Source organism: Vibrio sp. QJM3NY_27 (genome assembly GCF_057785955.1).
Window position 1 is genome coordinate 899,064 of record NZ_CM173512.1, and the last position, 21,535, is coordinate 920,598.

The 21,535-nt window shown below is 43.7% G+C and carries 24 protein-coding genes; 11 read left to right on the forward strand and 13 right to left on the reverse strand.

Features of this window, described 5'->3' with window-relative positions:
- Nucleotides 1-68: 68 nt before the first annotated feature.
- Nucleotides 69-1,124 carry an ACR3 family arsenite efflux transporter gene (gene arsB / locus AC3CIA_RS19765; protein WP_488519618.1) on the reverse strand — a complete coding sequence of 352 codons (1,056 nt, stop codon included), beginning with the start codon at nucleotides 1,122-1,124 and terminating at the stop codon, nucleotides 69-71.
- A gap of 102 nt (nucleotides 1,125-1,226) precedes the next feature.
- Nucleotides 1,227-1,568, reverse strand: coding sequence for an ArsR/SmtB family transcription factor (locus tag AC3CIA_RS19770; protein ID WP_016794841.1), 342 nt, complete (start codon nucleotides 1,566-1,568; stop codon nucleotides 1,227-1,229).
- A gap of 480 nt (nucleotides 1,569-2,048) precedes the next feature.
- Between AC3CIA_RS19770 and AC3CIA_RS19775 the strand changes: the two genes are divergently transcribed.
- Nucleotides 2,049-2,846 carry a Cof-type HAD-IIB family hydrolase gene (locus tag AC3CIA_RS19775; protein WP_488519619.1) on the forward strand — a complete coding sequence of 266 codons (798 nt, stop codon included), beginning with the start codon at nucleotides 2,049-2,051 and terminating at the stop codon, nucleotides 2,844-2,846.
- 84 nt (nucleotides 2,847-2,930) lie between these two features.
- Here AC3CIA_RS19775 and AC3CIA_RS19780 read toward each other — a convergent pair whose 3' ends face one another.
- A complete protein-coding gene (locus AC3CIA_RS19780; RefSeq protein ID WP_102553343.1) occupies nucleotides 2,931-3,344 on the reverse strand; it encodes a GNAT family N-acetyltransferase in 414 nt (137 codons plus the stop codon).
- Nucleotides 3,345-3,557: 213 nt separating this feature from the next.
- On the opposite strand from AC3CIA_RS19780, the gene AC3CIA_RS19785 reads away from it, so the two are divergent.
- Together AC3CIA_RS19785 and AC3CIA_RS19790 are read left to right on the forward strand one after the other, a co-directional pair.
- Complete coding sequence (locus AC3CIA_RS19785) at nucleotides 3,558-4,205, forward strand: DsbA family oxidoreductase (protein WP_488519620.1); 648 nt, start codon at nucleotides 3,558-3,560, stop codon at nucleotides 4,203-4,205.
- Nucleotides 4,206-4,239: 34 nt separating this feature from the next.
- A complete protein-coding gene (locus AC3CIA_RS19790; protein ID WP_488519621.1) occupies nucleotides 4,240-5,448 on the forward strand; it encodes a winged helix-turn-helix domain-containing protein in 1,209 nt (402 codons plus the stop codon).
- Nucleotides 5,449-5,513: 65 nt separating this feature from the next.
- Here the strand turns inward: AC3CIA_RS19790 and AC3CIA_RS19795 are convergent, their stop codons facing one another.
- Entirely contained in the window at nucleotides 5,514-6,452 is a 939-nt protein-coding gene (locus AC3CIA_RS19795; RefSeq protein ID WP_054545899.1) for a LysR family transcriptional regulator, read from the reverse strand.
- Nucleotides 6,453-6,558: 106 nt separating this feature from the next.
- On the opposite strand from AC3CIA_RS19795, the gene AC3CIA_RS19800 reads away from it, so the two are divergent.
- Together AC3CIA_RS19800 and AC3CIA_RS19805 are read left to right on the forward strand one after the other, a co-directional pair.
- Nucleotides 6,559-6,882 carry a putative quinol monooxygenase gene (locus tag AC3CIA_RS19800; RefSeq protein WP_054545898.1) on the forward strand — a complete coding sequence of 108 codons (324 nt, stop codon included), beginning with the start codon at nucleotides 6,559-6,561 and terminating at the stop codon, nucleotides 6,880-6,882.
- Between the two features lie 3 nt (nucleotides 6,883-6,885).
- Nucleotides 6,886-7,860 (forward strand): Gfo/Idh/MocA family protein, encoded by a 975-nt coding sequence (locus AC3CIA_RS19805; protein WP_488519622.1) that lies wholly within the window; start codon nucleotides 6,886-6,888, stop codon nucleotides 7,858-7,860.
- A 110-nt stretch (nucleotides 7,861-7,970) separates the two neighbouring features.
- Here AC3CIA_RS19805 and AC3CIA_RS19810 read toward each other — a convergent pair whose 3' ends face one another.
- From AC3CIA_RS19810 to AC3CIA_RS19840, 7 genes are all read right to left on the reverse strand, one after another.
- Nucleotides 7,971-8,609, reverse strand: coding sequence for a 2-dehydro-3-deoxy-6-phosphogalactonate aldolase (locus AC3CIA_RS19810; protein WP_054545896.1), 639 nt, complete (start codon nucleotides 8,607-8,609; stop codon nucleotides 7,971-7,973).
- Nucleotides 8,599-9,507 (reverse strand): 2-dehydro-3-deoxygalactonokinase, encoded by a 909-nt coding sequence (locus tag AC3CIA_RS19815; protein ID WP_054545895.1) that lies wholly within the window; start codon nucleotides 9,505-9,507, stop codon nucleotides 8,599-8,601. Before AC3CIA_RS19815 ends, AC3CIA_RS19810 begins: the two co-directional genes overlap by 11 nt.
- A gap of 151 nt (nucleotides 9,508-9,658) precedes the next feature.
- Nucleotides 9,659-10,804: a mandelate racemase/muconate lactonizing enzyme family protein gene (locus AC3CIA_RS19820; RefSeq protein WP_488519623.1), complete on the reverse strand. Its 1,146-nt coding sequence runs from the start codon at nucleotides 10,802-10,804 to the stop codon at nucleotides 9,659-9,661.
- A 14-nt stretch (nucleotides 10,805-10,818) separates the two neighbouring features.
- The gene (locus AC3CIA_RS19825) at nucleotides 10,819-12,087 is read right to left on the reverse strand and encodes a TRAP transporter large permease (RefSeq protein WP_048614493.1); all 1,269 of its coding nucleotides are present in this window, start codon (nucleotides 12,085-12,087) and stop codon (nucleotides 10,819-10,821) included.
- 9 nt (nucleotides 12,088-12,096) lie between these two features.
- The gene (locus AC3CIA_RS19830) at nucleotides 12,097-12,570 is read right to left on the reverse strand and encodes a TRAP transporter small permease (protein WP_054545892.1); all 474 of its coding nucleotides are present in this window, start codon (nucleotides 12,568-12,570) and stop codon (nucleotides 12,097-12,099) included.
- Nucleotides 12,571-12,705: 135 nt separating this feature from the next.
- Nucleotides 12,706-13,761 (reverse strand): TRAP transporter substrate-binding protein, encoded by a 1,056-nt coding sequence (locus tag AC3CIA_RS19835; protein WP_050643400.1) that lies wholly within the window; start codon nucleotides 13,759-13,761, stop codon nucleotides 12,706-12,708.
- Between the two features lie 58 nt (nucleotides 13,762-13,819).
- Nucleotides 13,820-14,545, reverse strand: a complete 726-nt coding sequence (locus AC3CIA_RS19840; protein WP_237298462.1) for an IclR family transcriptional regulator — start codon at nucleotides 14,543-14,545, stop codon at nucleotides 13,820-13,822.
- A 222-nt stretch (nucleotides 14,546-14,767) separates the two neighbouring features.
- Here AC3CIA_RS19840 and AC3CIA_RS19845 point away from each other — a divergent pair, with 222 nt between their 5' ends.
- Both AC3CIA_RS19845 and AC3CIA_RS19850 read left to right on the forward strand, forming a co-directional pair.
- Nucleotides 14,768-15,106: a Fis family transcriptional regulator gene (locus tag AC3CIA_RS19845; protein WP_488519624.1), complete on the forward strand. Its 339-nt coding sequence runs from the start codon at nucleotides 14,768-14,770 to the stop codon at nucleotides 15,104-15,106.
- Between the two features lie 53 nt (nucleotides 15,107-15,159).
- Nucleotides 15,160-15,459, forward strand: coding sequence for a hypothetical protein (locus tag AC3CIA_RS19850; RefSeq protein WP_261383211.1), 300 nt, complete (start codon nucleotides 15,160-15,162; stop codon nucleotides 15,457-15,459).
- A gap of 291 nt (nucleotides 15,460-15,750) precedes the next feature.
- Here AC3CIA_RS19850 and AC3CIA_RS19855 read toward each other — a convergent pair whose 3' ends face one another.
- Both AC3CIA_RS19855 and AC3CIA_RS19860 read right to left on the reverse strand, forming a co-directional pair.
- Nucleotides 15,751-16,650, reverse strand: a complete 900-nt coding sequence (locus tag AC3CIA_RS19855) for an AraC family transcriptional regulator (protein ID WP_102387921.1) — start codon at nucleotides 16,648-16,650, stop codon at nucleotides 15,751-15,753.
- 226 nt (nucleotides 16,651-16,876) lie between these two features.
- Nucleotides 16,877-17,641 carry a DeoR/GlpR family DNA-binding transcription regulator gene (locus AC3CIA_RS19860; protein ID WP_054545888.1) on the reverse strand — a complete coding sequence of 255 codons (765 nt, stop codon included), beginning with the start codon at nucleotides 17,639-17,641 and terminating at the stop codon, nucleotides 16,877-16,879.
- 280 nt (nucleotides 17,642-17,921) lie between these two features.
- Here AC3CIA_RS19860 and ltnD point away from each other — a divergent pair, with 280 nt between their 5' ends.
- From ltnD to otnI, 4 genes are read left to right on the forward strand one after another with little or no spacing between them, the layout of a single operon-like run.
- Nucleotides 17,922-18,836, forward strand: a complete 915-nt coding sequence (ltnD, locus tag AC3CIA_RS19865; RefSeq protein WP_054545887.1) for an L-threonate dehydrogenase — start codon at nucleotides 17,922-17,924, stop codon at nucleotides 18,834-18,836.
- A gap of 2 nt (nucleotides 18,837-18,838) precedes the next feature.
- Nucleotides 18,839-20,095, forward strand: a complete 1,257-nt coding sequence (gene otnK, locus AC3CIA_RS19870; protein ID WP_054545886.1) for a 3-oxo-tetronate kinase — start codon at nucleotides 18,839-18,841, stop codon at nucleotides 20,093-20,095.
- Nucleotides 20,096-20,106: 11 nt separating this feature from the next.
- Nucleotides 20,107-20,754: a 3-oxo-tetronate 4-phosphate decarboxylase gene (otnC, locus tag AC3CIA_RS19875; protein WP_200909001.1), complete on the forward strand. Its 648-nt coding sequence runs from the start codon at nucleotides 20,107-20,109 to the stop codon at nucleotides 20,752-20,754.
- Nucleotides 20,754-21,530 (forward strand): 2-oxo-tetronate isomerase, encoded by a 777-nt coding sequence (gene otnI, locus AC3CIA_RS19880; protein ID WP_054545885.1) that lies wholly within the window; start codon nucleotides 20,754-20,756, stop codon nucleotides 21,528-21,530. Before otnC ends, otnI begins: the two co-directional genes overlap by 1 nt.
- The last annotated feature ends 5 nt before the right edge of the window (nucleotides 21,531-21,535 follow it).

Consider the following 21,535-nt stretch of genomic DNA (forward strand, 5'->3'; position numbering starts at 1 on the left):
GTTAGTTCTAGTTCTAGTTCTAGTTCTAGTTCTAGATGTAGATGTAGATGTAGATGTAGATGTAGATGCTAGACGCTAGGTTTAACTGTTTGACCATTGTAATACTTGTCTTTCATCTTAAGCGCCACGTTCACTAGGTAAATCAACACAGGTACTTCAATCAGTGGACCTATAACGCCGGCAAATGCTTGGTCTGAGTTAATGCCGAATACAGAGATAGCGACTGCAATCGCTAGTTCGAAGTTGTTACCCGTGGCTGTGAATGCAATTGATGCGTTCTTGTCGTACTCAATGCCCATCTTTTTACCAATGAAGAAGCTGATGAAGAACATCGCTGTGAAGTAGATAGTCAGTGGAACCGCAATCAACAATACGTCCATTGGCAGTTCTATAATCATCTCGCCTTTTAGGCTGAACATCAGAACGATAGTTGCTAATAATGCAGTCAGTGTGATTGGAGAGATACGCGGAATAAACACATCGTTGTACCACTGTTCGCCTTTCATTGACACAAGGATCTTACGGCTTAAGAAGCCCGCTAGGAATGGGATACCTAGGTAGATAAGTACACTGTGTGCAATGTCGATCATCGAGATATCAACCATCATGCCTTCGTAACCGAATACAGGTGGTAGAACGCTGATGAATAACCACGCCATAAAGCTGTAGCTCACGACTTGGAATGCGCTATTCAAAGCAACCAATGCTGCGCCGTACTCTTTGTTACCGCCGCCGATATCGTTCCAAACCAGAACCATCGCCACACAACGAGCAAGACCAATCAGAATGACACCCACCATGTAACCAGGGTGGTCACCCAAGAACGTCAGTGCCAGCACGAACATTAGAATTGGGCCAACTAACCAGTTCATGATTAAAGATAGCTTGATGGCTTTCTTATCTTTTACCACGGTGCCTAGCAGGTTGTAGTTAACCTTAGCCAGAGGTGGGTACATCATTAAGATAAGGCCAATTGCCAGTGGAATGTTGGTTGTGCCAACAGACATTGATTCGTTCCACTGTTCGATTTGTGGGAACAAGGTGCCAAGCAGTACACCAATACCCATGGCGATGAAGATCCACAGCGTTAAGTAGCGATCGAGAAAACCTAATTTTGGTTTCATTATATTATCTCTTTGGTTGTTATCGTTAATCGTCGAAAAACGATATTTAAAGGCAAAAAATACGCTTAGTTTATTGTGTTCGACAAACTAAGCGTGGTTAATCTATTTTAAAATGGTGTCGATAAGCGATTCAAATTGCTGAATATTATCTCGGTTAATGCGATAGCACATCTTCGGTGGTATCGATTCAGCAGTGATGAAGCCTGAGGTTTTCAAGATTCTTAGATGCTCTGATACTGTTGATTGAGCCAAACCTAATTCACTCACCAAGTCACTGTTCAAACAGCCGCCCGATTTTTCTAACGTTGAAAGGATACTCAATATACGAACTCTTGCCGGGTGAGCGAGCGCTTTCGCTAGAGTTGCCATTTGCTTTTCAGCTTCGACATCACCATGTCCGATTGGCAGAGCACAGCCACCAGTTGTAGAGCAAGTTTCGTTCATATTGATGTTTCGCTTTCCATAATCGTTAAAAGACGATTAATGGTAAGCCTATTTCTTTTATTGGTCAACGCGAAATTTAAAAGTCGGCTTAAGTTGGCATATTAAATCAGTGGTTTTAGTTGCGTTTGATACTCGATTTCTATCTGTTTTAGCTCCTTATTGCGCAAAAATAAGATCTTAGATTTAAACAACGAAATCGACCGAAAAGCATTGCATTCATTGGCTACTCTAGAGATATAATCGAACGCATAACCGTTACACAAGATAACGAAAAATCATAATTAGCTATTTAATTTTCATACCAATCACAGTAAGTAAATGATCAGAAATAGCGCAGGAAAAAGACTTGAGAACAAGGCGGAATTTTTTGATAAGTAGTTATTCTACAATCAAAAATTCTAACGCAGTTATCGAGTATTTTAACCAGCTAGGATGAACAGTTATTTACTACGATTGGTATTACTATAGGTAAGCCCTGAAATGCCACAACAGAACATCAAATTTATCGCTGCTGATATGGACGGCACTCTGCTTAATGAACATGGAAAGTTAGACCCAGAATTCTTCAATCTTTATGAGCGACTAGAAGCGAAAGGCATTATTTTTGCTGCGGCATCGGGTCGTCAGTATTACAGCTTGATGGAAACCTTTGCCCCGCTTAAAGATCGCATGATGTTCGTTGCTGAAAACGGCACATTAGTGATGCATAAAGGCCAAGAGCTTTACAGCTGTTTGCTTGATACTGATGCCATCAAAGAGATCATTAAAGAAGCTCGCGCGATTGAAGGTGCTCATGTGGTGCTATGTGGTAAGAAGTCTGCATACATTGAAACCAAAGATGAGCGTGCTTTAGCGGAGATATCTAAGTATTACCATCGCCGTGAGCAAGTAGAAGACTTACTGGCGGTAGAAGACGATTTCATCAAGGTGGCTATTTGCCATTTTGATGGTTCACAAGAGAAAGTGAACCCAAGCATCAACGCCAAGTTTGGTGACAACTACCAAGTGGTGGTAAGTGCAAAAATTTGGCTTGATGTGATGAATGCTGAAGCTTCAAAAGGCGCAGCGATTAAGCATCTACAAAACACATTAGGCTTCACTTACGAGCAGACCATGAGCTTTGGTGATTACCTAAATGACTTGGAAATGCTTAAAGAGAGCTATCACTCTTACGCGATGGAAAACGCACATCCAAAACTGAAAGAGATCGCTCGTTTTGGTGCTCCGAGTAACGTAGATGCTGGTGTGTACCAAGTACTTGAGAAGCTCCTAGCCTAGCCCACAGACACTGGTGTAGATTTTTATTGAAAGCCAACTCCGTTAATGAGTTGGCTTTTTTAATCGACGGTAATTGCCATCTTTTTAAAGGTGTTTGGTGAAGTAGTGTCTTTCGGAGTTTTCAGGGAACTGCTCTAACGTAAATTGCAGTTGATAGCCGCGTTTGATGTAAAAAGGTTTGGCTTGAAAGCTGAATGTATCTAAGAAGCACGAATGACAGCCTTTGGTTTTTGCGAAGTTTTCGGCTTCTAACAACAACTGACTGCCAAGCCCTTGTCCTTTATGCTCTGGTGATACCCATAGATATTTGATGACCAACCAATTTCCCCATATCTCCCCAACTAAGCCACCTGTTTTAGCCCCATTGATATCTTTGGTGAAACACACGACATCACTATGGAATACGTTTTCCAGGTAGGGGGTGTTGTAGTTACGAAGCCCAGACCGAATTTCATCTATGTCGGATTGAGTTGGGTTTGTGGTCAGTTCGATTTTCATGAGAATCCTTGTCTCGGGTTTCAGACGTGAGAGTAAGCGCTCTAGTTGAATTAAGCGAAAGCGTAAAGGTTGTTTTTTATCTAAGCAACTCATAGATGCCTCACTTTTCTCACAATACATAATTGAACGAGTGTTCAGGTTTGTTATACTCAGTGGCAATACAAGGTGACCGTTTTATATACGGCCTGTTTCCAACTAGATTTTGGTATGACTATGAGTAATAAAATTCAACTCGATATTATTTCTGACGTAATGTGCCCTTGGTGCGTGGTCGGCTACAAAAACTTAGAGCAAGCCATTGCGGAACTTGGCTTAGCGGAGCAAATTGAACTTGAATGGCAGCCGTTTGAACTGAATCCCGATATGCCGCAAGAGGGTGAAAACCTGCGTGATCATATCATGAGAAAATACGGTTCTAGTGCGGAAGAGAGCCAAAGTTCGCGTGAGCAACTGGCTGCTCGTGGCCAAGCGATCGGGTTCGATTTCAATTTCTATGACAGCATGAGAATGGTGAATTCACGTCATCTGCATGTGCTGCTCGATTTTGCTCTAGCGCACGGTAAACAGACTGAGTTAAAGCTACGCTTCTTTACGGCTCATTTCACAGAGCAAAAAGATCTGTCTGATCTTGAGGTTATCGCGCAAGAACTTGAAGCGGTTGGTTTAGACTCAACCAAGACACTGAAACGCTTGAAGAACACCGACAACTTGAAGCAAATTGAAGCGCAAGAGTTTGAATGGCAACGCATGGGCATCTCTGCGGTTCCTACCGTGGTGTTCAACCGCAAGAGTGCGGTAACAGGTGCGCAGACGGTCGAAACCTACAAGCAAATTCTTCAAGAGCTTATTGCTGAATCATAAACCGATCATTGGTATCAATTAGAGTCTGAATTACATGGAATCACTGTCACTCGCTCAGGCGCAAAAAATGGTACTACTTTCGCAAAAGCTGCCGCCTAAGAAGCTGCCACCTAAAAAGCAACGTAATGGGGGTGCTTTGGCGAACACGCTATCTGCGATTGAAAACCTTGGGTATGTTCAAATTGATACCATCTCTGTGATTCAGCGAGCTCACCATCATACGCTGTGGAATCGTAATCAAGACTACCAACTGAACCATCTGGATAAGTTGTTAGAACGTCGAGAAGTGTTTGAGTATTGGTCGCACGCCGCCGCGTATTTACCCATGCGCGACTACCGCTTCAGCCTGCATCGAAAGAATGGCTTTGCGAGCGGTAAGCTCAAGCATTGGTATAAAAAAGACGACGCACTGATGGCACATGTTCTTAAGCGTATTGAGAGCGAAGGGCCATTGATGGCGAAAGACTTTGAAGGGGATAGACCAAACCCCGGCGGATGGGGCGGTAAACCTGCCAAACAGGCGCTAGAGACCTTGTTTATGCAAGGTGATTTAATGGTGCCGAGCCGAGTGAACTTTCATAAGGTGTATGACCTAACCGAGCGAGTTTTGCCGAGCGGCCTTGATACCTCTGAGCCAACGGAACAAGAGTATATCGAGCATCTGATCACGCGTTATTTAGAAGCGAACGGTGTGGGAATCGCATCGGAAATGAGCTATCTGCTTAAGAACACCAAACCACTGATACAGAAGACACTCCAGCAGATGCTTGAAGACAAACAAGTGGTGAAGGTGGATGTTCAAGGTGCTGATTATTATGTGCTGCCGGATGGTTTTGAACTGTTGAATCAGCTTCTTTCTAGAACCAAGCTTAAGATACTCTCGCCATTTGATAACTTGCTGATTCAACGTAAGCGAATGCAATCATTGTTCAACTTTGATTACCTTCTTGAGTGCTATGTTCCAGAAGCCAAGCGCCAGTTTGGTTATTTTAGTTTGCCGATTTTGTGGCAAGGAGAGCTGGTGGCACGAATGGATTGCAAGGTCGACAGGAAGAGTGGTTTGCTCAATATTCGTAACTTGGTTGTGGAAGATCGAATCAAAAACCATGAATCATTAGTTCACGCTTTATGCGAAGAGCTAAAACACTTTATGGTGTTCAACCAATGTGATGAGATGATCGTTCACAACACCACGCCTTCTGATCTTGGCAAGCGCTTGATGAGCCATTGGCAAACGGTTTAGCGGTTTTGTTGTTTAGAAAACGCTTCGTTACTTAGAAGCCTCTTTGCTAATTCGTCAGCGCTTAGTTAGTCAGAAAGAGTGGATAGTAAAAACTCGACAAAGGTTCTGTTCTTCAATGAAAGTTGCTTGGTCTTGTACAGTAAGTGAATCGGTTTTGGTAACGGTGCCATGCCGGGTAAGATCTCCAATAGCATTCCACGCTCAATTTCTTCTGCGACTAAGATAGTTGGTTGCAACAAAACGCCCACGCCTTGTAGGGCGGCATATCGCAATACATCCCCATTATTTGACATCAAACGCGCACCCCCTTTATTCGGTGTGGTGTGGGTTGCTTGGTGATTCTGAGGTTCTCGGGGTTGAGGTTCACTATTTTGGATATGGCGGATGTGAGTATCACGTCCTATCACATCACGACGACTGCTATAGCTGAACCCAAGCGACGGGTGTTGTGCAAGGTCTTCCAATATGCTGATCTCAGCATGTTGTTTAAGGTATTCAGGAGCTGCGCAATAACACATCTCATAATCCCCTAAGTATCTTGCGACCAAGCTAGAGTCAGACAGGTCGCCAATTCGCACAATCAAATCAATGTCGGAAGAATAAGGATCGACAAGGTCGTTGTTCAGCACGAGTTCGATGTTGATTGTTGGGTGACTCGCGAGAAAGTTCGCCACTATCGGGGCAAGTACCTTGTTTCCATAGGTGACAGGGCAGTTTATTTTTACCGTGCCTTGGGGCTGATTTTCTAAGGCTTGAATCAGGTTTTCAGCATTGCTGATGTCTTCGATAATTCGCTTACATTCCCGATAGTAAAGCTGACCAGAATCGGTTAATGATTGCTTACGTGTGGTGCGATGAATCAATTGAGAGTTGAGGCTTGTTTCAAGATAGTGAACATGTTTACTGATCATGGTTGCTGACAGGTTGAAGTGGTTTGCGGCGCTGCGAAAGCTGCCTTGCTCGACCACGTAAACGAAGACCTTCATGCTGGTTAACTTATCCATTAAACACTCTCGGTTGATAAATAATAAACAAAAGGTGAGTTTATCAATTATTAGGGGTTAATTATATTAATGGCAAACCGATAATTAACTAAAATAAGAGCGTGAAATGTCTCAAATGAACGAAACCATCTTTGTCACTGCCGAACTTAAGATTAAAGCGAACATTGAACGTGATGTTGCTGTAGAAGCCATCGAACAGTTTTGCCGAGACATGCAGAGCGAATCGGGCTGCCTACAAGCAATAGCAACCTATGACCAAAACCAAAGCGATCGCGTGATTTTGCTGGAGCAGTACTCAAACCGTGAAGCAATTAACCAGCATTTTGTTATGCCTCATACCCAAGCGTTTATTGAGCGTGATATTACTGAGTTGGTTCAAGCGTTCGAAACGCAACTTGAATCAGCTGAAACAAAAAAGCAGGAGCAGTAAGCCATGAAGTGGGGAATATTAGGAACAAGCTTTATCTCAGGCGTAATGGCTGATGCGATCAAAGGCGATGCACAAAGTGAACTGTATGCCGTCGCTGGGCGCACAGAGAAAACACTCAATGAGTTTGCCGCGCAATATCAGCCAACACTGACCTTCAACAGCTATGAAGCTTTGATTGAAGATGAGTCAGTCGACATCATCTACATTGCTCTACCAAACCATGTTCACCACGAATACGTTATTAAAGCCGCTCAAAAAGGCAAAGCGATTCTGTGTGAAAAGTCGTTGTCGGTTGATATGGAAAAAACCGAACAAGCTCTGCAAGCGGTGAAAGTATCCGGTGTGTTCTTCGCTGAAGGTTTGATGTATCTAAACCACCCGCTTATCGCCAAGCTTCATCAAGAGTTGGCAACCGGTGAGATTGGTGAGGTGCGCTCAATTCAAGGGTCTTATGTTGCGGCGATTGATCAGTTTGTGAATCCTGCAAGTAAAGGCGCGTTGTACAACCTTGGCTGTTATCCAATGTCGCTGATTCACTCTGTTGCGCAGCAACAATTTGGCGAGAGCGTGTTCGATGATGTACAGATCTCAGCATTCGGTCGACGAGGCCTAGATGGCAATATCTGTGAATCATCGGCAATGATGCGTTTCAACGACCGTTTTACCGCGCAAATCCATACCGCAGAAGATCACGGCTTAAAGCATGGCTTCACGATTTTAGGTAGCAAAGGCTGTATCACGCTCGACACAAATCCATGGTTACCGACTGACGAAAACACATTCACGGTTGAGATCTACGAAACATCGACACGTGAAGTGAAAGTTGAAGCGCAAGGCGATGGCTTCCATTATCAAGTACGTAATATTCGCCAAGCGGTTGAGCGAGGTGACACACAACTTATTGCACCGATGGCGACTCATCAAGACTCTCGTGTAATCATGAAGTTACTGACTGATTGGGAACAAGCGGCGAGCTAGTGTCTTAGTAAAAGAAATACGACTCATATTGTTCTGTATGACTGATAACAAATCACATAGACAAATATGAGCCGTATTGTTGGTTCTGCTTACTTTTTGGGCGATCTTACTTAAGCTACAGACGCTTTAAAGGCGGTATTGAATGCCTTTGCATTGGCGCGAATCTCGTCGTCAGATAAGCCAGGCTTGTAAAGTGACGCCCCTAAACCAAAGCCTTTCGCACCTATGTCTAAGTACGGTTTCATGCTCTCGACGGTAGGGTTGATTCCTCCTACAGGTAAGCAGATTGCTTCGGGAGGCAGTACGGAATTCAACGCTTTAAAGCCATCAAGGCCAAGCACAGAAACTGGGAATAGTTTTAACCCTGTCGCGCCGGCAGCAAGTGCAGCGAACGCCTCTGTTGGCGTAACAACACCAGGGAAGCTGACGCAACCTGCAGCCGCTGACATTTTCACGACCTGTTCGTTGAAGTTCGGCGTTACGACTAAGTTTGCACCCGTATCAATCACAGCTTGTGCTTTTTCTGGTGTGGTAACGGTACCCGCGCCAATTAAGTATTGGTCGCCGAAATGTTCGACTAGCATTTTAATGCTGGTCAATGCATCTGGTGAGTTCAATGGCACTTCAATCATTGAGAAGCCTTCCTCAATCAAAATCTGCGTCACACGAATACAATCTGCCGGTTCTACACCACGGATAATGGCAACGAGTGGTAAGTGATCACTTAGGTTAAAGTCTTTATTTGTCATTATTCATTGCCTCTTTAATTTTTAACATTCCAGCGATGAAAGTGTCATCGCCATTCACGTATTCGGTTGTTTTCTTTAGCTGACGACAGGCTTGGTCATAGCGTTCTGATAAGACTTTTCCGCCCACCAAGTAGATGCTCTCTTGATGCAGTTCTCGTACTTCGTTGCCGATTAACAGCCCTGATAAGTAATCAAACACCTCACTCTCTTCTAGATTGCCGAATAGACGATGCGTTCTGGCTTTGAAGAGCTGATTAGTGATTGACGGGTTCGAGCTTTCCTCTACCCCTTTCACAAAAGCAGCGTTAGAGCTGACTTGTTTAGGTAAGCCACGCCCTAGGATTGTGTGTGTCGACAGTGCAGAGAAAAGTTCGCCAGTCATGTAGGTTGAAAACGAGACTAACTTACCCGCTTCAATATTTGCGTGTTTGCTGTGAGTACCCGGAAAGGCTGCTTCAAGCGTCGGTTTGCCTGCTAACTCAAGAAGTCCAAACAACTGAACCTCTTCACCACGCATGACGTCGTAGTGGCCATGCTCATCACAATGGCTGACACCCGGAATGATGGTGGCTGTTGCCCCCCAAGGGAGGTCGAATTGATGGGTGTTTTGAGCCAAGGACTGCACATTAGTTGGCGTGGAAACATAAGGGACGTTGACCCAACCTTGTGCAGAACCAACCATACCTGCCATATAAATTGGAAAGTGTTGGTATTCGCCGAGCCACTCTCTCAGCAATGATTCAAGCTCGCTTGCAAAGGCACCATCTTCAACCTGAAGCAGCCCCATCTTACGTTCTGTTTTATCAACGACCTGTCCTTGTTCATCCATGGCAAAGGCACGAAAGTTTGTCGTTCCCCAATCCAGAATTAGCCAACTGGTTTTGTTTTTTTGATTCATAATTACAGCTCACAGACGCGCCCTAAGGCGCGCAGTTTTAGGTTTAGTTGATGTACTTTTTATCGGTTTACTTTGTCGAACCGTTAACGTTTCGGGTCTAGCTAACTCTGTTTATTTAGTTAACCTTGCCTCTTTAGTTAACTTTGCTTATTTAGTTAACTTTGTACTGCTTGATGATGTCGGTATTCACATCGACACCGATGCCCGGTTTGGTAGAGATTTGTACCTTGCCGTTTTCCATCTTGATGCCATCGCAAATGAGATCTTTGCGGAATGGGTGTGAAGACTGGTCAAACTCAAGCATTGGCTCGATAGGGTTGAGTGATAGTGGTGAACTTGGTAGCGAAGCAATAAACTGCAAAGAGGCAGCAATACCAATACCAGAACCCCACACGTGTGGAATCATCATGGTGTGGTTTGCTTGTGCCATTGCTGCAATCTTCTTACATTCCGTGATACCACCTGAAGAACATAGATCAGGTTGAATCACGTCTAATGCTCTCTGTTCAAGCCAAGGGCGGTAGCCCATTTTCCCGAACAGTTGCTCACCTGCGGCGATATAAGTCGTAGAAAGGTTCTTGATTTCTTGATAGCCAGCAATGTCTTCTGGAGCTAACAGCTCCTCTAAGAAGTACAGGTTTAACTCTTCTGTTTCTTTGATGATGCGACGTGCAGCAGCGGCGTTGTACGCCCCATTAGCATCAGCCATGATCTTCACATCATTACCAACGGCTTCACGAATTGAACGAATGAAGGCGATGTCTTCATCTACGCCAAATCCAATTTTGAGTTTGAACGCTTCAAAGCCACCATCGACATAGCGATGTGCTTCCTCAATAGCTGCTTCTGGATATTTCGCGTCTGCGACACGATAGAAGCCAGTTGCGTACGGGGTGACTTCCTTGCGGAAAGCACCGCCAATCAGTGAGTGAATTGGTTTATTGAGAGCCTTACCAATGACATCCCACAGTGCAATATCAACACCGCTGATCGCGTTCACCGCAGAACCACCTTGGCCGTATGGGCGAGTCACGTTGTACATCTCTTCCCAAAGCACTTCCACGTCGAACGGGCTGCGTCCGAGCAGTAGTGGCTTAAAGGTATGTTCAATAAATGCCGCCGCAATGTGCGGGCTCTGTAGGCCGTGACATAGAGCTTCACCAAAACCAACAACCCCTTCATCGGTAACGATTTCGATGATCATTGAGCTACGGTTATGAACCCAGCCTTGTGCGAAGTAAAATGGCGTCTCTAGTGGAACTGAGATTGCGTGTGGAATGACATCAATAATTTTCACAATAAATACCTTACTTAAATCAGAATCAGAGATATCTGAGGAATAAATACAATCAGCGTTAACGCGAACATCATGGCTAGGAAGAACGGGATAATGGCCTTAGAAAGTTTCTCAACAGAGACCCCTGAAACGCTCGAGCCAACAAATAAGTTTAGACCGAGAGGAGGAGTGATAAACCCGATAGCCAATGTCACCACCATGATGATGCCGATGTGTACTGGGTTGAAACCGAATAGCATGGCCACTGGAACCAAGATTGGCGTCAGAATAATGATTGCCGCAACGGTCTCCATGAAGCAGCCGACAACGAGCAGTAGTGCTACCATCAAGATAATGAAGATCACCTTGCTATCAGAGAACTCAAGCATCGCGTTAGCAATTTGTGTTGGAATTTGCTCAAGTGCTAAGTACTTACCAAAGGCAGTCGCGGTACCTACAATCAACAACACAATCACGGAAGTAATCACCGATTTAGTGAAGATTTTTGGTAAGTCTTTAAAGGTAATTTCTTTGTAGGCGAATAGGCTCACAATAAGGCCATAAACCACCGCTACTACACTTGCTTCTGTTGGGGTGAAAATACCGCCGTAGATACCGCCAAGAATGATTACTGGGATAAGCAGAGCGAGTTGAGCGTGTTTAAATTGAGCCCACACCTCTTTCCAGCTAAATGGTTCGTCTGATCCTTTGTAGCCTTTTTTCTTAGAGTAGATGTATGCCCAAGCCATCAAACAAAGCGATACCAAGATGCCAGGGATGATGCCTGCAATGAATAAGTCGCCAATTGATACGCCTGCAGATACGCCGTACATCACCATTGGGATGCTTGGTGGAATCATGACACCAATCGCACCTGCCGCTGTGACAACTGCGGTTGCAAAGCCCTTGTCGTAGCCGTACTTGATCATCGCTGGAATCATGATGCCGCCAACCGCTGCTACTGTAGCTGGGCCTGAGCCCGAGATAGCAGCGAAGAACATACATGTAATGATTGAAGCAATCGCGAAGCCACCCGTGATGTTTTTCACTAGTGAGTTAGCAAAGTTCACCAAACGTTGCGAGATACCGCCGCTGCCCATGATGTCACCCGCTAGGATGAAAAATGGTACTGCCATAATTGGGAAAGAATCGACAGAGGTGATTAAGGTACTCACAAGAAAATCAACGCTTAAGGTGCCGGTTGAAATAATGGTGAGTAGCGTTGCCATACCCAATGAGATAGCAATGGGCACAGAGGCAATAACGAGTAGTGCGAAAGTCGCAAACAAAATAAATACTGACATGATTACCTCCTATTTCGCTGTTTTGATGTCATCAGTGGTGGATACCATCTGTTGAATCAACCTGATTGATGTAAGTGCAAAGCCTACTGGGCCAGCTAGATAAACGATCCACATTGGCAACCCAAGTGCTGGTGATGTTTGACCTAGGTAATATAGGTTCGCTACCATCTGCGTTGATTTAAATAAAATAACAACAGAGAATGCTAAGAAAACGAAGTCCGAAAATAGGCTTAGGTACTTTTTTTCCTTCTCATCAATTAACATTGCTATGGCTTCTATTTTTATGTGGCTCTTTCTGGAGACAGCAAAGCTGATACCGATATAAACTAACCAAATGAAACAATAGCGAGCTAACTCTTCAGTCCAAGCAATTGAATAATCGAAAGTTCTGGATACTACTTGTAAGAATATTGCCGCCGTCATAATAACGAGCAGTATTACGGCTATCGTATTTTCAAAATACTTATCTAACCAATTCAACATAATAAGGTTCCTTGTTCACTTATTACTTAGAACTATTACTTTTCTATTGTTTATTAATGATAGTTATTGAGGGTTAATCATTAAAATAGTCAGTATTAATAATGTAAGGGTCTAAATGTTAAGTGATGGCTTAAGTTACTGAGCGGCTAATTCGTTTTCAGCTTTTTTAATTTGCTCTTGGAAAGCGGAGACAACATCTTTGCCAATGATTGGTGTGTATTTCTCAATAACGGGCTTAGTCGCTTCTTGGAAGCCAACCAGTGCTTCAGGTGTCAGTGTGACAACTTCCATGTTTTGTTTAATAACATCCAAGCTTTCAAGATTGACGCGACGGTTAACTTGACGCTCGTAATCGCCAGCATCAATAGCGGCTTGGCGCAGAACTCTTTGATCGTGACGGCTTAGCTTGTTCCATGTCGCTTGGCTAACAATTAAAGCCAATGGCGTGTATACATGGCCTGTGTTTGATAAGGTTTCTTGTACTTCGAACAAGTTGTTCAGTGCGATATTCGGGTATGGGTTTTCTTGCCCATCAACTGTGCCTTGTTGTAGTGCTGTGAACAGTTCGTTGAAAGCCATCGGCGTTGGGGTTGCGCCCATCGCTTTCCATGCGTCTAGGTGAAGTGGGCTCTCCATAGTACGGATCTTTAGGCCTTTCACATCTTCAATCGATTTCACAGCGCGACGTGAATTAGTTACATGACGGAAGCCATTTTCCCAGAAATCCAGACCGACTAAGCCTTTTGACTCTAATCTTTTCAGCATGTCGTCACCAAATTCGCTGCGTAGCACTTTATCTGCGACATCTTCACTGGTGATCATAAAGGGAAGGTCGAACACATTGTATTCAGGGTAGAAGTTAGCCAGTGGACCCGTCGATGGAATAGATACGTCAAGTGTTCCTAATTGCAGCATTTCAATCGCCGCACGGTCATCACCTAATTGCGCTGAAGGGTATATATCCACCTTCAGTTCAGTAAATTTCTCAACAATTTCTTTAAACTTAGCAGCACCATCATAGATAGGGTGTTTGTTATTAGAGCTCATGCTGAAACGTAATGTTTGAACTTGAGATTCACCTGCTGCAATACTCGATTGGTTATTACCTTGAGAATTTGTAGCAATAGCTGCACCAATGATTGAGGCGACAAACACCCCACCAATGGCTAGAATTTTTCCGGTTCTAGACATAGTCGTACCTGATTAATTTATTATTTATATAAAGTGTACGTTACATACACCTGTAGGTTTAATTAAGTTGCTTGGATATTTTCTGACAATATTCAGTAATAACAGGAATTAACTCCGTCATTCTTTTGTCAGACATGTATTCTTTAATGCTGGTTACTGATATAGCCGCAATAATATTGTTATATTTATTTCTTATTGGTACAGCAACGCAACGTACAAGGTCTTCGTTATCTTCTAAGTCATAGCTATAGTCATGCTTAGAATATTCATTCATTCTTTTTAGCATCGACTCGACGTCATGATTAGTTTGCGATGAAATAAGTCGAATCCATTCCATCTTTGGCATATCAATCATTAACGCTTTTCCAATCCCTGTTGCAGACATTGGCAGTCGGTCTCCCACTTGAGATCGCAGTTGAATTGCACGCTCTCCCGGGATTTTATCTAGGTAGAAGATTTGATCCTCATCTTTGATGCCTAGATGGACGGTATCTTTAGTTTGAGCAGCAAGTTCGCGAATAAAGGGTTTCGCAATTTCTTTGAGAGGCATGTCTTGTTGGGCGCGGATACCAAGTTGAATCATTTTAGTACCTAGCACTAGACCAATCCCTTTCACTTCTCGGATATAGCGAGCTTCAATAAGGCCTTGGATAATTCTGTGCACCGTAGATTTCGGCAGCTGCAAATGTTCACACACATCTTTGAGTTGTCGATTACCTTCCGCGATCGAGTCGATGACCGCGATTGCTTTTACCAATGCTTGATTACCTTGTAACTTGCTCATAAAACCGCCTCTCGTTGTATGAGAGAAATATAGCGGTAGTTTGCTATTGATAATGTGATAACTATCAACATTCCACTTTGTGAAACAAGAGTCCCACATTGTGGAATTTATCAGTGGAGTATAAATACTTTGCATTTGAAACAGTCACAGTGTCCAATGTCGTTCAAACAATATTGACCGAAAAACCTTATTTTTTAAGGTGTTAAATAGGATGCTTACTTCATGCGTAAATCAGATAAGAAGACCGAAAACCAGATCAGAGACGTGCTAACTGACGTTTGTGAAGCTACGTTGAAAGGCTACGATGGTTTTCTTTGGGTGACTCATACGGTCAATTTCTCTTCTTTTCCACAGAGCCTAAAAATCGTCTGCGTATTCGACACCAATCAAGATAGAGCTAACTTCTTAGAGGGAGGAGGTCAGCAGGAGGTCTCTGTTACCATCCAAAAGGCGTTTAGTCAGGTTGGGATTACATTGAAGAATATCGATAAGCACGTGAGCTTCGATACACAAGAGAATTGCGACCGTGACCATCAAGGTAAGTGGAATAAAAGGCTTTAGTACTCTTACTTCTTTAGAGATCCCCCCCTGTGTTGTGATAAAAAGGTCGTGAAATGAGAAAAGCTCAAATATCGCTTAACAAGAACACACTACTAGGTGTGTTCGAGCAATTTTCAATATTAGCCTTATGGCTGCTCGCAGGAAGTGTCGTTTGGTTTGTTTGGTTTGTGTGGGGGATTAACGTTGTCCCCTTTGACGATCCTTACCTCTCTGATACTGAGTATCAACGTCTAATTGAGCAAGAAACTCAGCTGATCAATATCGGCCTATGGGTAGGTAAGCTCTATATCGCGTGTGTGGTGATGTTTTTTATTGTACGCGTTAGGAAAGTACTTCGAGCCTCAAGCGATTGATGAAATCAGTAAGGGTTTCGCTTTGAACTGTCTTAACTGTTAGATGGAAATGGTAAGGCAAAATTTAGCTTACCTCCAGTTTGTATCCCACTCATTTTGATTGTCATGGTCCAAATCCGTTTGGGCTATGACATTACTGGTGTCACTAATATTTATTCTCATTTATTGACTAAAAAGCTTTGAAACAGGCCGGCTCTATCTCCAACCTAATTACGTAACAAAGCTGTTGGAAAGCGATCTAATGAGACGAAAGCCTACGCGAAGTAGGCTTTGTTATTGTATTTACTCTTGTTACTTAATTGCAGTACAGAAGCTGACGTCTGAATGGTGAGTTTGCGGGTCGTAGCTGTGGTAGAGCTCAAAACAAGGTCGGTCTTCGGTTTCAATGCCGGATTCAATGACGTTACTCATTAAATCATCCCATGCTTTTGCATATTGACCGACTTCGGTGATCGTTTGTCTCATCACCGCATATTGCCCACCGGGAAAATCTTTTAATTCGATCCCACTTGGCACTTCAGTGTCGTCTGAAACCATCAAGCAGATGTCTGTTCGGCACTTATCTGTTGGAGTGATTTCTGGATTGTCATGATAGATAAAGATGCAACTATTACTCGCTAGTCCTTTCATTTCTGCCCATTGATAAAGACGACCGCTTGGCTCTTCATAACCTTGTCCATAGGGGCCAGTCACTCGTACATACGCCAGTTTCGATGCTTCAAATTGTTGTGTTTTCATTGTCATACTCCATGTTGAAAGTTCGGAGTTAGTATATGAATTGCCGTCAGTTGCATCGTTTCCATTCTTGCGCAATGAGTGTCCAATCTTGCTATTTCGAGTTAACTCGCTGAACGCTTGGTAATCTTCGCAATCACGAAAGGCACTAGGCGTAACACCAAAGTGTTGCTTGAATGCCTTAGCAAAGCTCTGAGACGATGAAAAGCCATAATCCAATGCGACGTTAATAATAGGTTGTTTGGATTTGAAGAGATCATTGGCTGCCGCTTCAAGCCTCAATCGCCTGATGAAATCAGCAAGCGTCTCGCCTTGAACGGCCTTAAAAGTACGATGAAAATGGTAGGGTGAAAAGTTGGCTAACGCCGCTACTTCTGGCAGGTTTAATGGCTCATTAAAGCGTTTTTCTAGATAACGGATAACGGGAATCAGCCGTTTTTGATAGTCAACTTTCATTGCTTTGCTCGCCTGTCTTGGCTTGTTATTGGTATTAGACAGAGAGCCTAACCTATCCAAACAGAGTTTCAATATTCACAGTGTAAAGGTGAGATTAGGTACCGGAAATCACAGTATGTTTATGAAGGGCCCCAGATCGTTTAGGTGTTCTACAGAAGAAAAGGAAAACTGGTTGGGTAGATAACCGAGCCATTAAAGGCTCGCACATCCAATTATTTGATGACCATTATGCCGAAGCGTTAATTACTTCAATACCTTTGTCATTTAACTCTTCAATTACGCTGCTTGGGAGATTGGTATCGGTAATGACACCATCAAGTGACTCCATATCAAGTGCGTGAAAGCTTGCTACTCGACCATATTTGGTGGAATCCGAGATCAAGTAATTGGTTTGGGCTGATTTTACAATCGCCTTTTTCACTAATACTTTATTTTCGTTTGGTGTCGATAAGCCTTTTAAGCTCCAAGAAGAAGAGGAAATAAACGCAATATCAATATTCATCCCTGCCAAGAACTCAGCTACTTTGCCCCCAATACTCGATTGGTTCTCTCGATCGACTTTACCACCCGTATGATAAATCTCGCATGGTGAGTGGTTCATTAAATAAGCCGCGATTGAGAAGTCATTGGTGATGATTAACAGATCTTCACGTGTTGCTAACTGATGGGCGATTTCCAATGAGGTCGTTCCAGCATCTAAATAGACAGTGGCATTTTTTTCGATAAGTTGGGCAGCAAGCTTACCGATTTGGACCTTTTCGTTTGCTTGCTGTTCTACTTTAGCATCATGAGACAGCTCGCGATGCAAGGCTTGAGCTAATTGGACCCCTCCAGATACTGAAACGACTTTTCCAGAAGCTTCCAGCTTTACTATGTCTCGACGAATGGTCATGTGTGACACGTCGAGCTGTTCGACTAACTCAGAAATACTAATCACTTCTTGGTGTGATAACAGTGACAAAATGGTTCTCTGACGCTCTGCTGGAATCATGGTTTTCTTCTATGTTCTTGTTTTTCATCATCCTAACAACCTTTATCTTATTTGTGAAGATCTGTGAACTTATGTTCCCTGTTTGGACTTTAAAGTGTGATAGCCGCCTTTACGTGAATTTGTGCTGCCTCTAAAGGGCTAAATTGAGTGGTTGTGTTAAATTTTGTTAAAAATGTGACTTGTCACTAAGTCGCTGGTAGCCTCTTCACATATAATCACAAACATAAACAAGAATTAACAAACTTAAAATGTACGAAATTACCAAGAAGGCATTGATATTATGAGTGAAGTTCAATCTGTCGGAGTGATCGGTTTAGGTTCAATGGGAATGGGCGCTGCGAAATCATGTGTACGTGCTGGCCTTGATGTCTATGGCTTTGACCTAAATGCACAAGCACTAGAAGAACTGGGTTCGTTTGGTGCAAAAGCGGTATCGACGAATGCTGTCGAGTTTGCAGATCAACTTGATTCGGTATTGGTGTTGGTTGTGAACGCACAACAAGTGAACACAGTTTTGTTTAAGACTGGCCTTGCTGCGGCACTAAAGCCAAATACTCCAGTGATGGTGTCCGCAACTATCTCTGCTGAAGATGCAAAACAAATTGAAGCCCAGCTCGCTGAGCATAAACTTGTAATGCTTGATGCTCCGGTATCTGGCGGTGCGGTGAAAGCGGAAGCTGGTGAGATGACGATAATGGCATCGGGTGCTCAAGGCACATTCGACACGCTTGCTCCTGTTCTTAATGCAACAGCTGCTAAGGTTTACAATATCGGTGAAGCGATTGGCCTTGGTGCGACAGTGAAGATTATCCACCAATTGCTTGCAGGTGTTCATATTGCTGCGGGTGCTGAAGCGATGGCACTAGCCGCACGCGCAAACATTCCGCTTGATTTGATGTACGACATTGTTACGAATGCAGCGGGCAACTCTTGGATGTTCGAGAACCGCATGAAGCATGTAGTCGATGGTGATTACTCTCCAAAATCTATGGTTGATATCTTTGTGAAGGATTTGAACTTGGTATCAGATACCGCTCAAGACCTGAAATTCCCACTCCCACTATCAAGTGCTGCACTGAACATGTTCGTTAGCGCGAGTAATGCTGGCTTTGGTCAAGAAGATGACAGCGCGGTGATTAAAGTCTTCCAAGGTATTGATCTACCGGGTGTAAATACGTCAAAGGTGGAGAAATAATCATGTTATTAGGTGTTATTGCAGACGACTTTACTGGTGCGACAGATATCGCGGGTTTCCTTGTTGAAAACGGTATGCGCACTATCCAATTAAATGGCATTCCTACTGGTGATTTTGAGGTTGCAGCGGATGCGGTCGTGATCAGCCTTAAATCACGTTCTTGCCCCGTTGATGAAGCTATTACCGACTCCGTTGCCGGGCTTAAATGGCTACAAGCACAAGGTTGCCAACAGTTTTACTTCAAATATTGCTCCACTTTCGACAGCACGGCTGAGGGCAATATTGGGCCTGTCACTGATGCGCTTTTAGCGGAACTTGGGGAATCATTTACGATGGTTTGCCCTGCATTGCCAGTAAATGGTCGTACGGTTTACAACGGTCACTTGTTTGTTTTTGGTGAGTTGCTCTGTGATTCAGGTATGCGTTATCACCCTGTTACACCAATGACGGATTCAAGTGTGGTTCGAATGATGGACGCACAGTCAGCAGGTGTTTCCGGTTTAGTTAACTTTCAAACGATTGAACAGGGCTCTGATGCGGTTACCGCTCGTCTTCACGAACTCAAAGCTCAAGGTAGTCGCTACGCCGTGGTAGACGCATTTAATGCAGAGCACTTGGTGACGTTAGGTCAAGCGGCTAAATCTCTGAAACTAATCACAGGTGGCTCAGGCCTAGCTGCTGGTATTGCTAAAAATTGGACGAAACATCTTGCTGACCAAAGTGATGCAAAACATGCAGGTAGCCCAGTCAAAGCACCAACGGTTGTATTCTCTGGTTCTTGTTCAGTGATGACTAACCAACAAGTTGCGCTATACAAACAGCTTGCTCCTCACTTTGCTATCGATGTGAAGGCTTGCTTAACCAATGATCAATACGCCAATGAAGTATTCGATTGGGTGATAACTCATATTCAAAGTGAATTTGCACCGTTGGTATACGCGACGGCTGAAGCAACGGCACTAAAAGTTATTCAAGAAGAGTATGGCGCGCATGCCTCTAGTCATGCGGTTGAACAGTTCTTTAGCCAGCTAGCTATTAAGTTGCAGCAGAACGGAGTGAAGAACTTCATTGTCGCTGGTGGTGAAACCTCTGGTGTAGTGACCCAAAGCTTGGCTGTGAAAGGTTTTCATATTGGCCCTCAAATCGCACCAGGTGTGCCTTGGGTGAGGTCGGTTGAAGGTGATCTTTCATTGGCACTTAAATCTGGCAACTTTGGTGATGAAAACTTCTTCGCTAAAGCTCAATCATTCTTTTCATAAGCGAGATTCAAATGAGTAAAGTTTTGATGAACGAGCAGCAGTTAAGAGAGCAAATGGTCACGCTCGCTCGTTCAATGTTCGAACGAGGTTACGCCACAGGTGGCGCAGGTAACCTATCTATCAAATTGCCAAATGGACATTTTCTAGCAACACCAACTGGTTCTTCATTTGGCCGTCTTGTGGCTGAGGAGTTGTCGGTTGTCGATATCGATGGCAATCATATATCAGGAAAGAAGCCGTCAAAAGAAGCCGCGTTCCACTTAGCGATTTATAGAAATAATGCAGAGTGCAATGCGATTGTGCACCTGCACTCTACATACCTAACTGCACTGTCTTGCCTTGAAGGGTTGGATCGCAACAATGCAATTAAAGCGTTCACTCCCTATTTCGTGATGCGTATTGGTGAGTTACCAGTGATTCCTTACTTGCGTCCGGGCGACCCACAAATCGCTGAAGAATTGGCAAAGCGAGCGGGCGACTACCGAGCATTTTTGTTGGCTAATCACGGCCCAGTAGTAACAGGCACTGACTTTGTTGATGCCGTTGATAACGCTGAAGAGCTAGAAGAGACCGCCAAATTAGCATTCTTATTGAAAGGAAATGATATCCGTTACTTAACGAACGAAGAAGTGATGGATTTAAAAGGGAGAGGCAAATAATGGCTAAGTTCGCAGCAAACTTAACGATGTTATTCACAGAAGTGCCATTTCTAGAGCGTTTTGAGAAAGCATACCAAGCGGGTTTCAAAGCAGTTGAATACCTATTCCCTTATGCATTTGAGGCCGAAGATCTTGCAGCAAAAATGCAGAAATTTGGTTTTGAACAAGCACTTTTTAATATGCCTCCAGGAGATTGGGACGCAGGCGAACGAGGCTTCGCAGCGATTCCTGGCCGTGAAGATGAGTTTAAAGTCAGTGTTGATACCGCACTTATGTACGCTAAAACGCTGAACTGCAAAAAAGTCCATGCGATGTCGGGTCTACATGATGCGAATTTCACGAGACAGCAACACGTTGAAACCTTCATCTCAAACATTCGTTTTGCCGCAGATAAGTTTGCTGAGCAAGACATTGAATTGATGATTGAACCGCTGAATAGCCGTGATGTTCCTAATTACTTTGTTGCTCACCAACGTGATGCTGTCGAACTTATTAAGTTGGTCGATAGGTCAAATGTGAAGCTGCAACTCGACCTGTACCACGCACAAATCATGGATGGCGACTTAAGTACTTTGATTCGCGAAGTTGCTGCTTATACCGGTCATATTCAAATCGCTTCTGTACCAGAAAGACACGAACCATCGGAAGGCGAGCTGAATTATCCACATTTATTTAATGTTCTAGATGATTCAGGTTACCAAGGATGGATTGGTTGTGAATACAACCCCAAAAATACAACTGAAGCTGGTTTGGAATGGGTTAAACCGTATTTATAGACGCA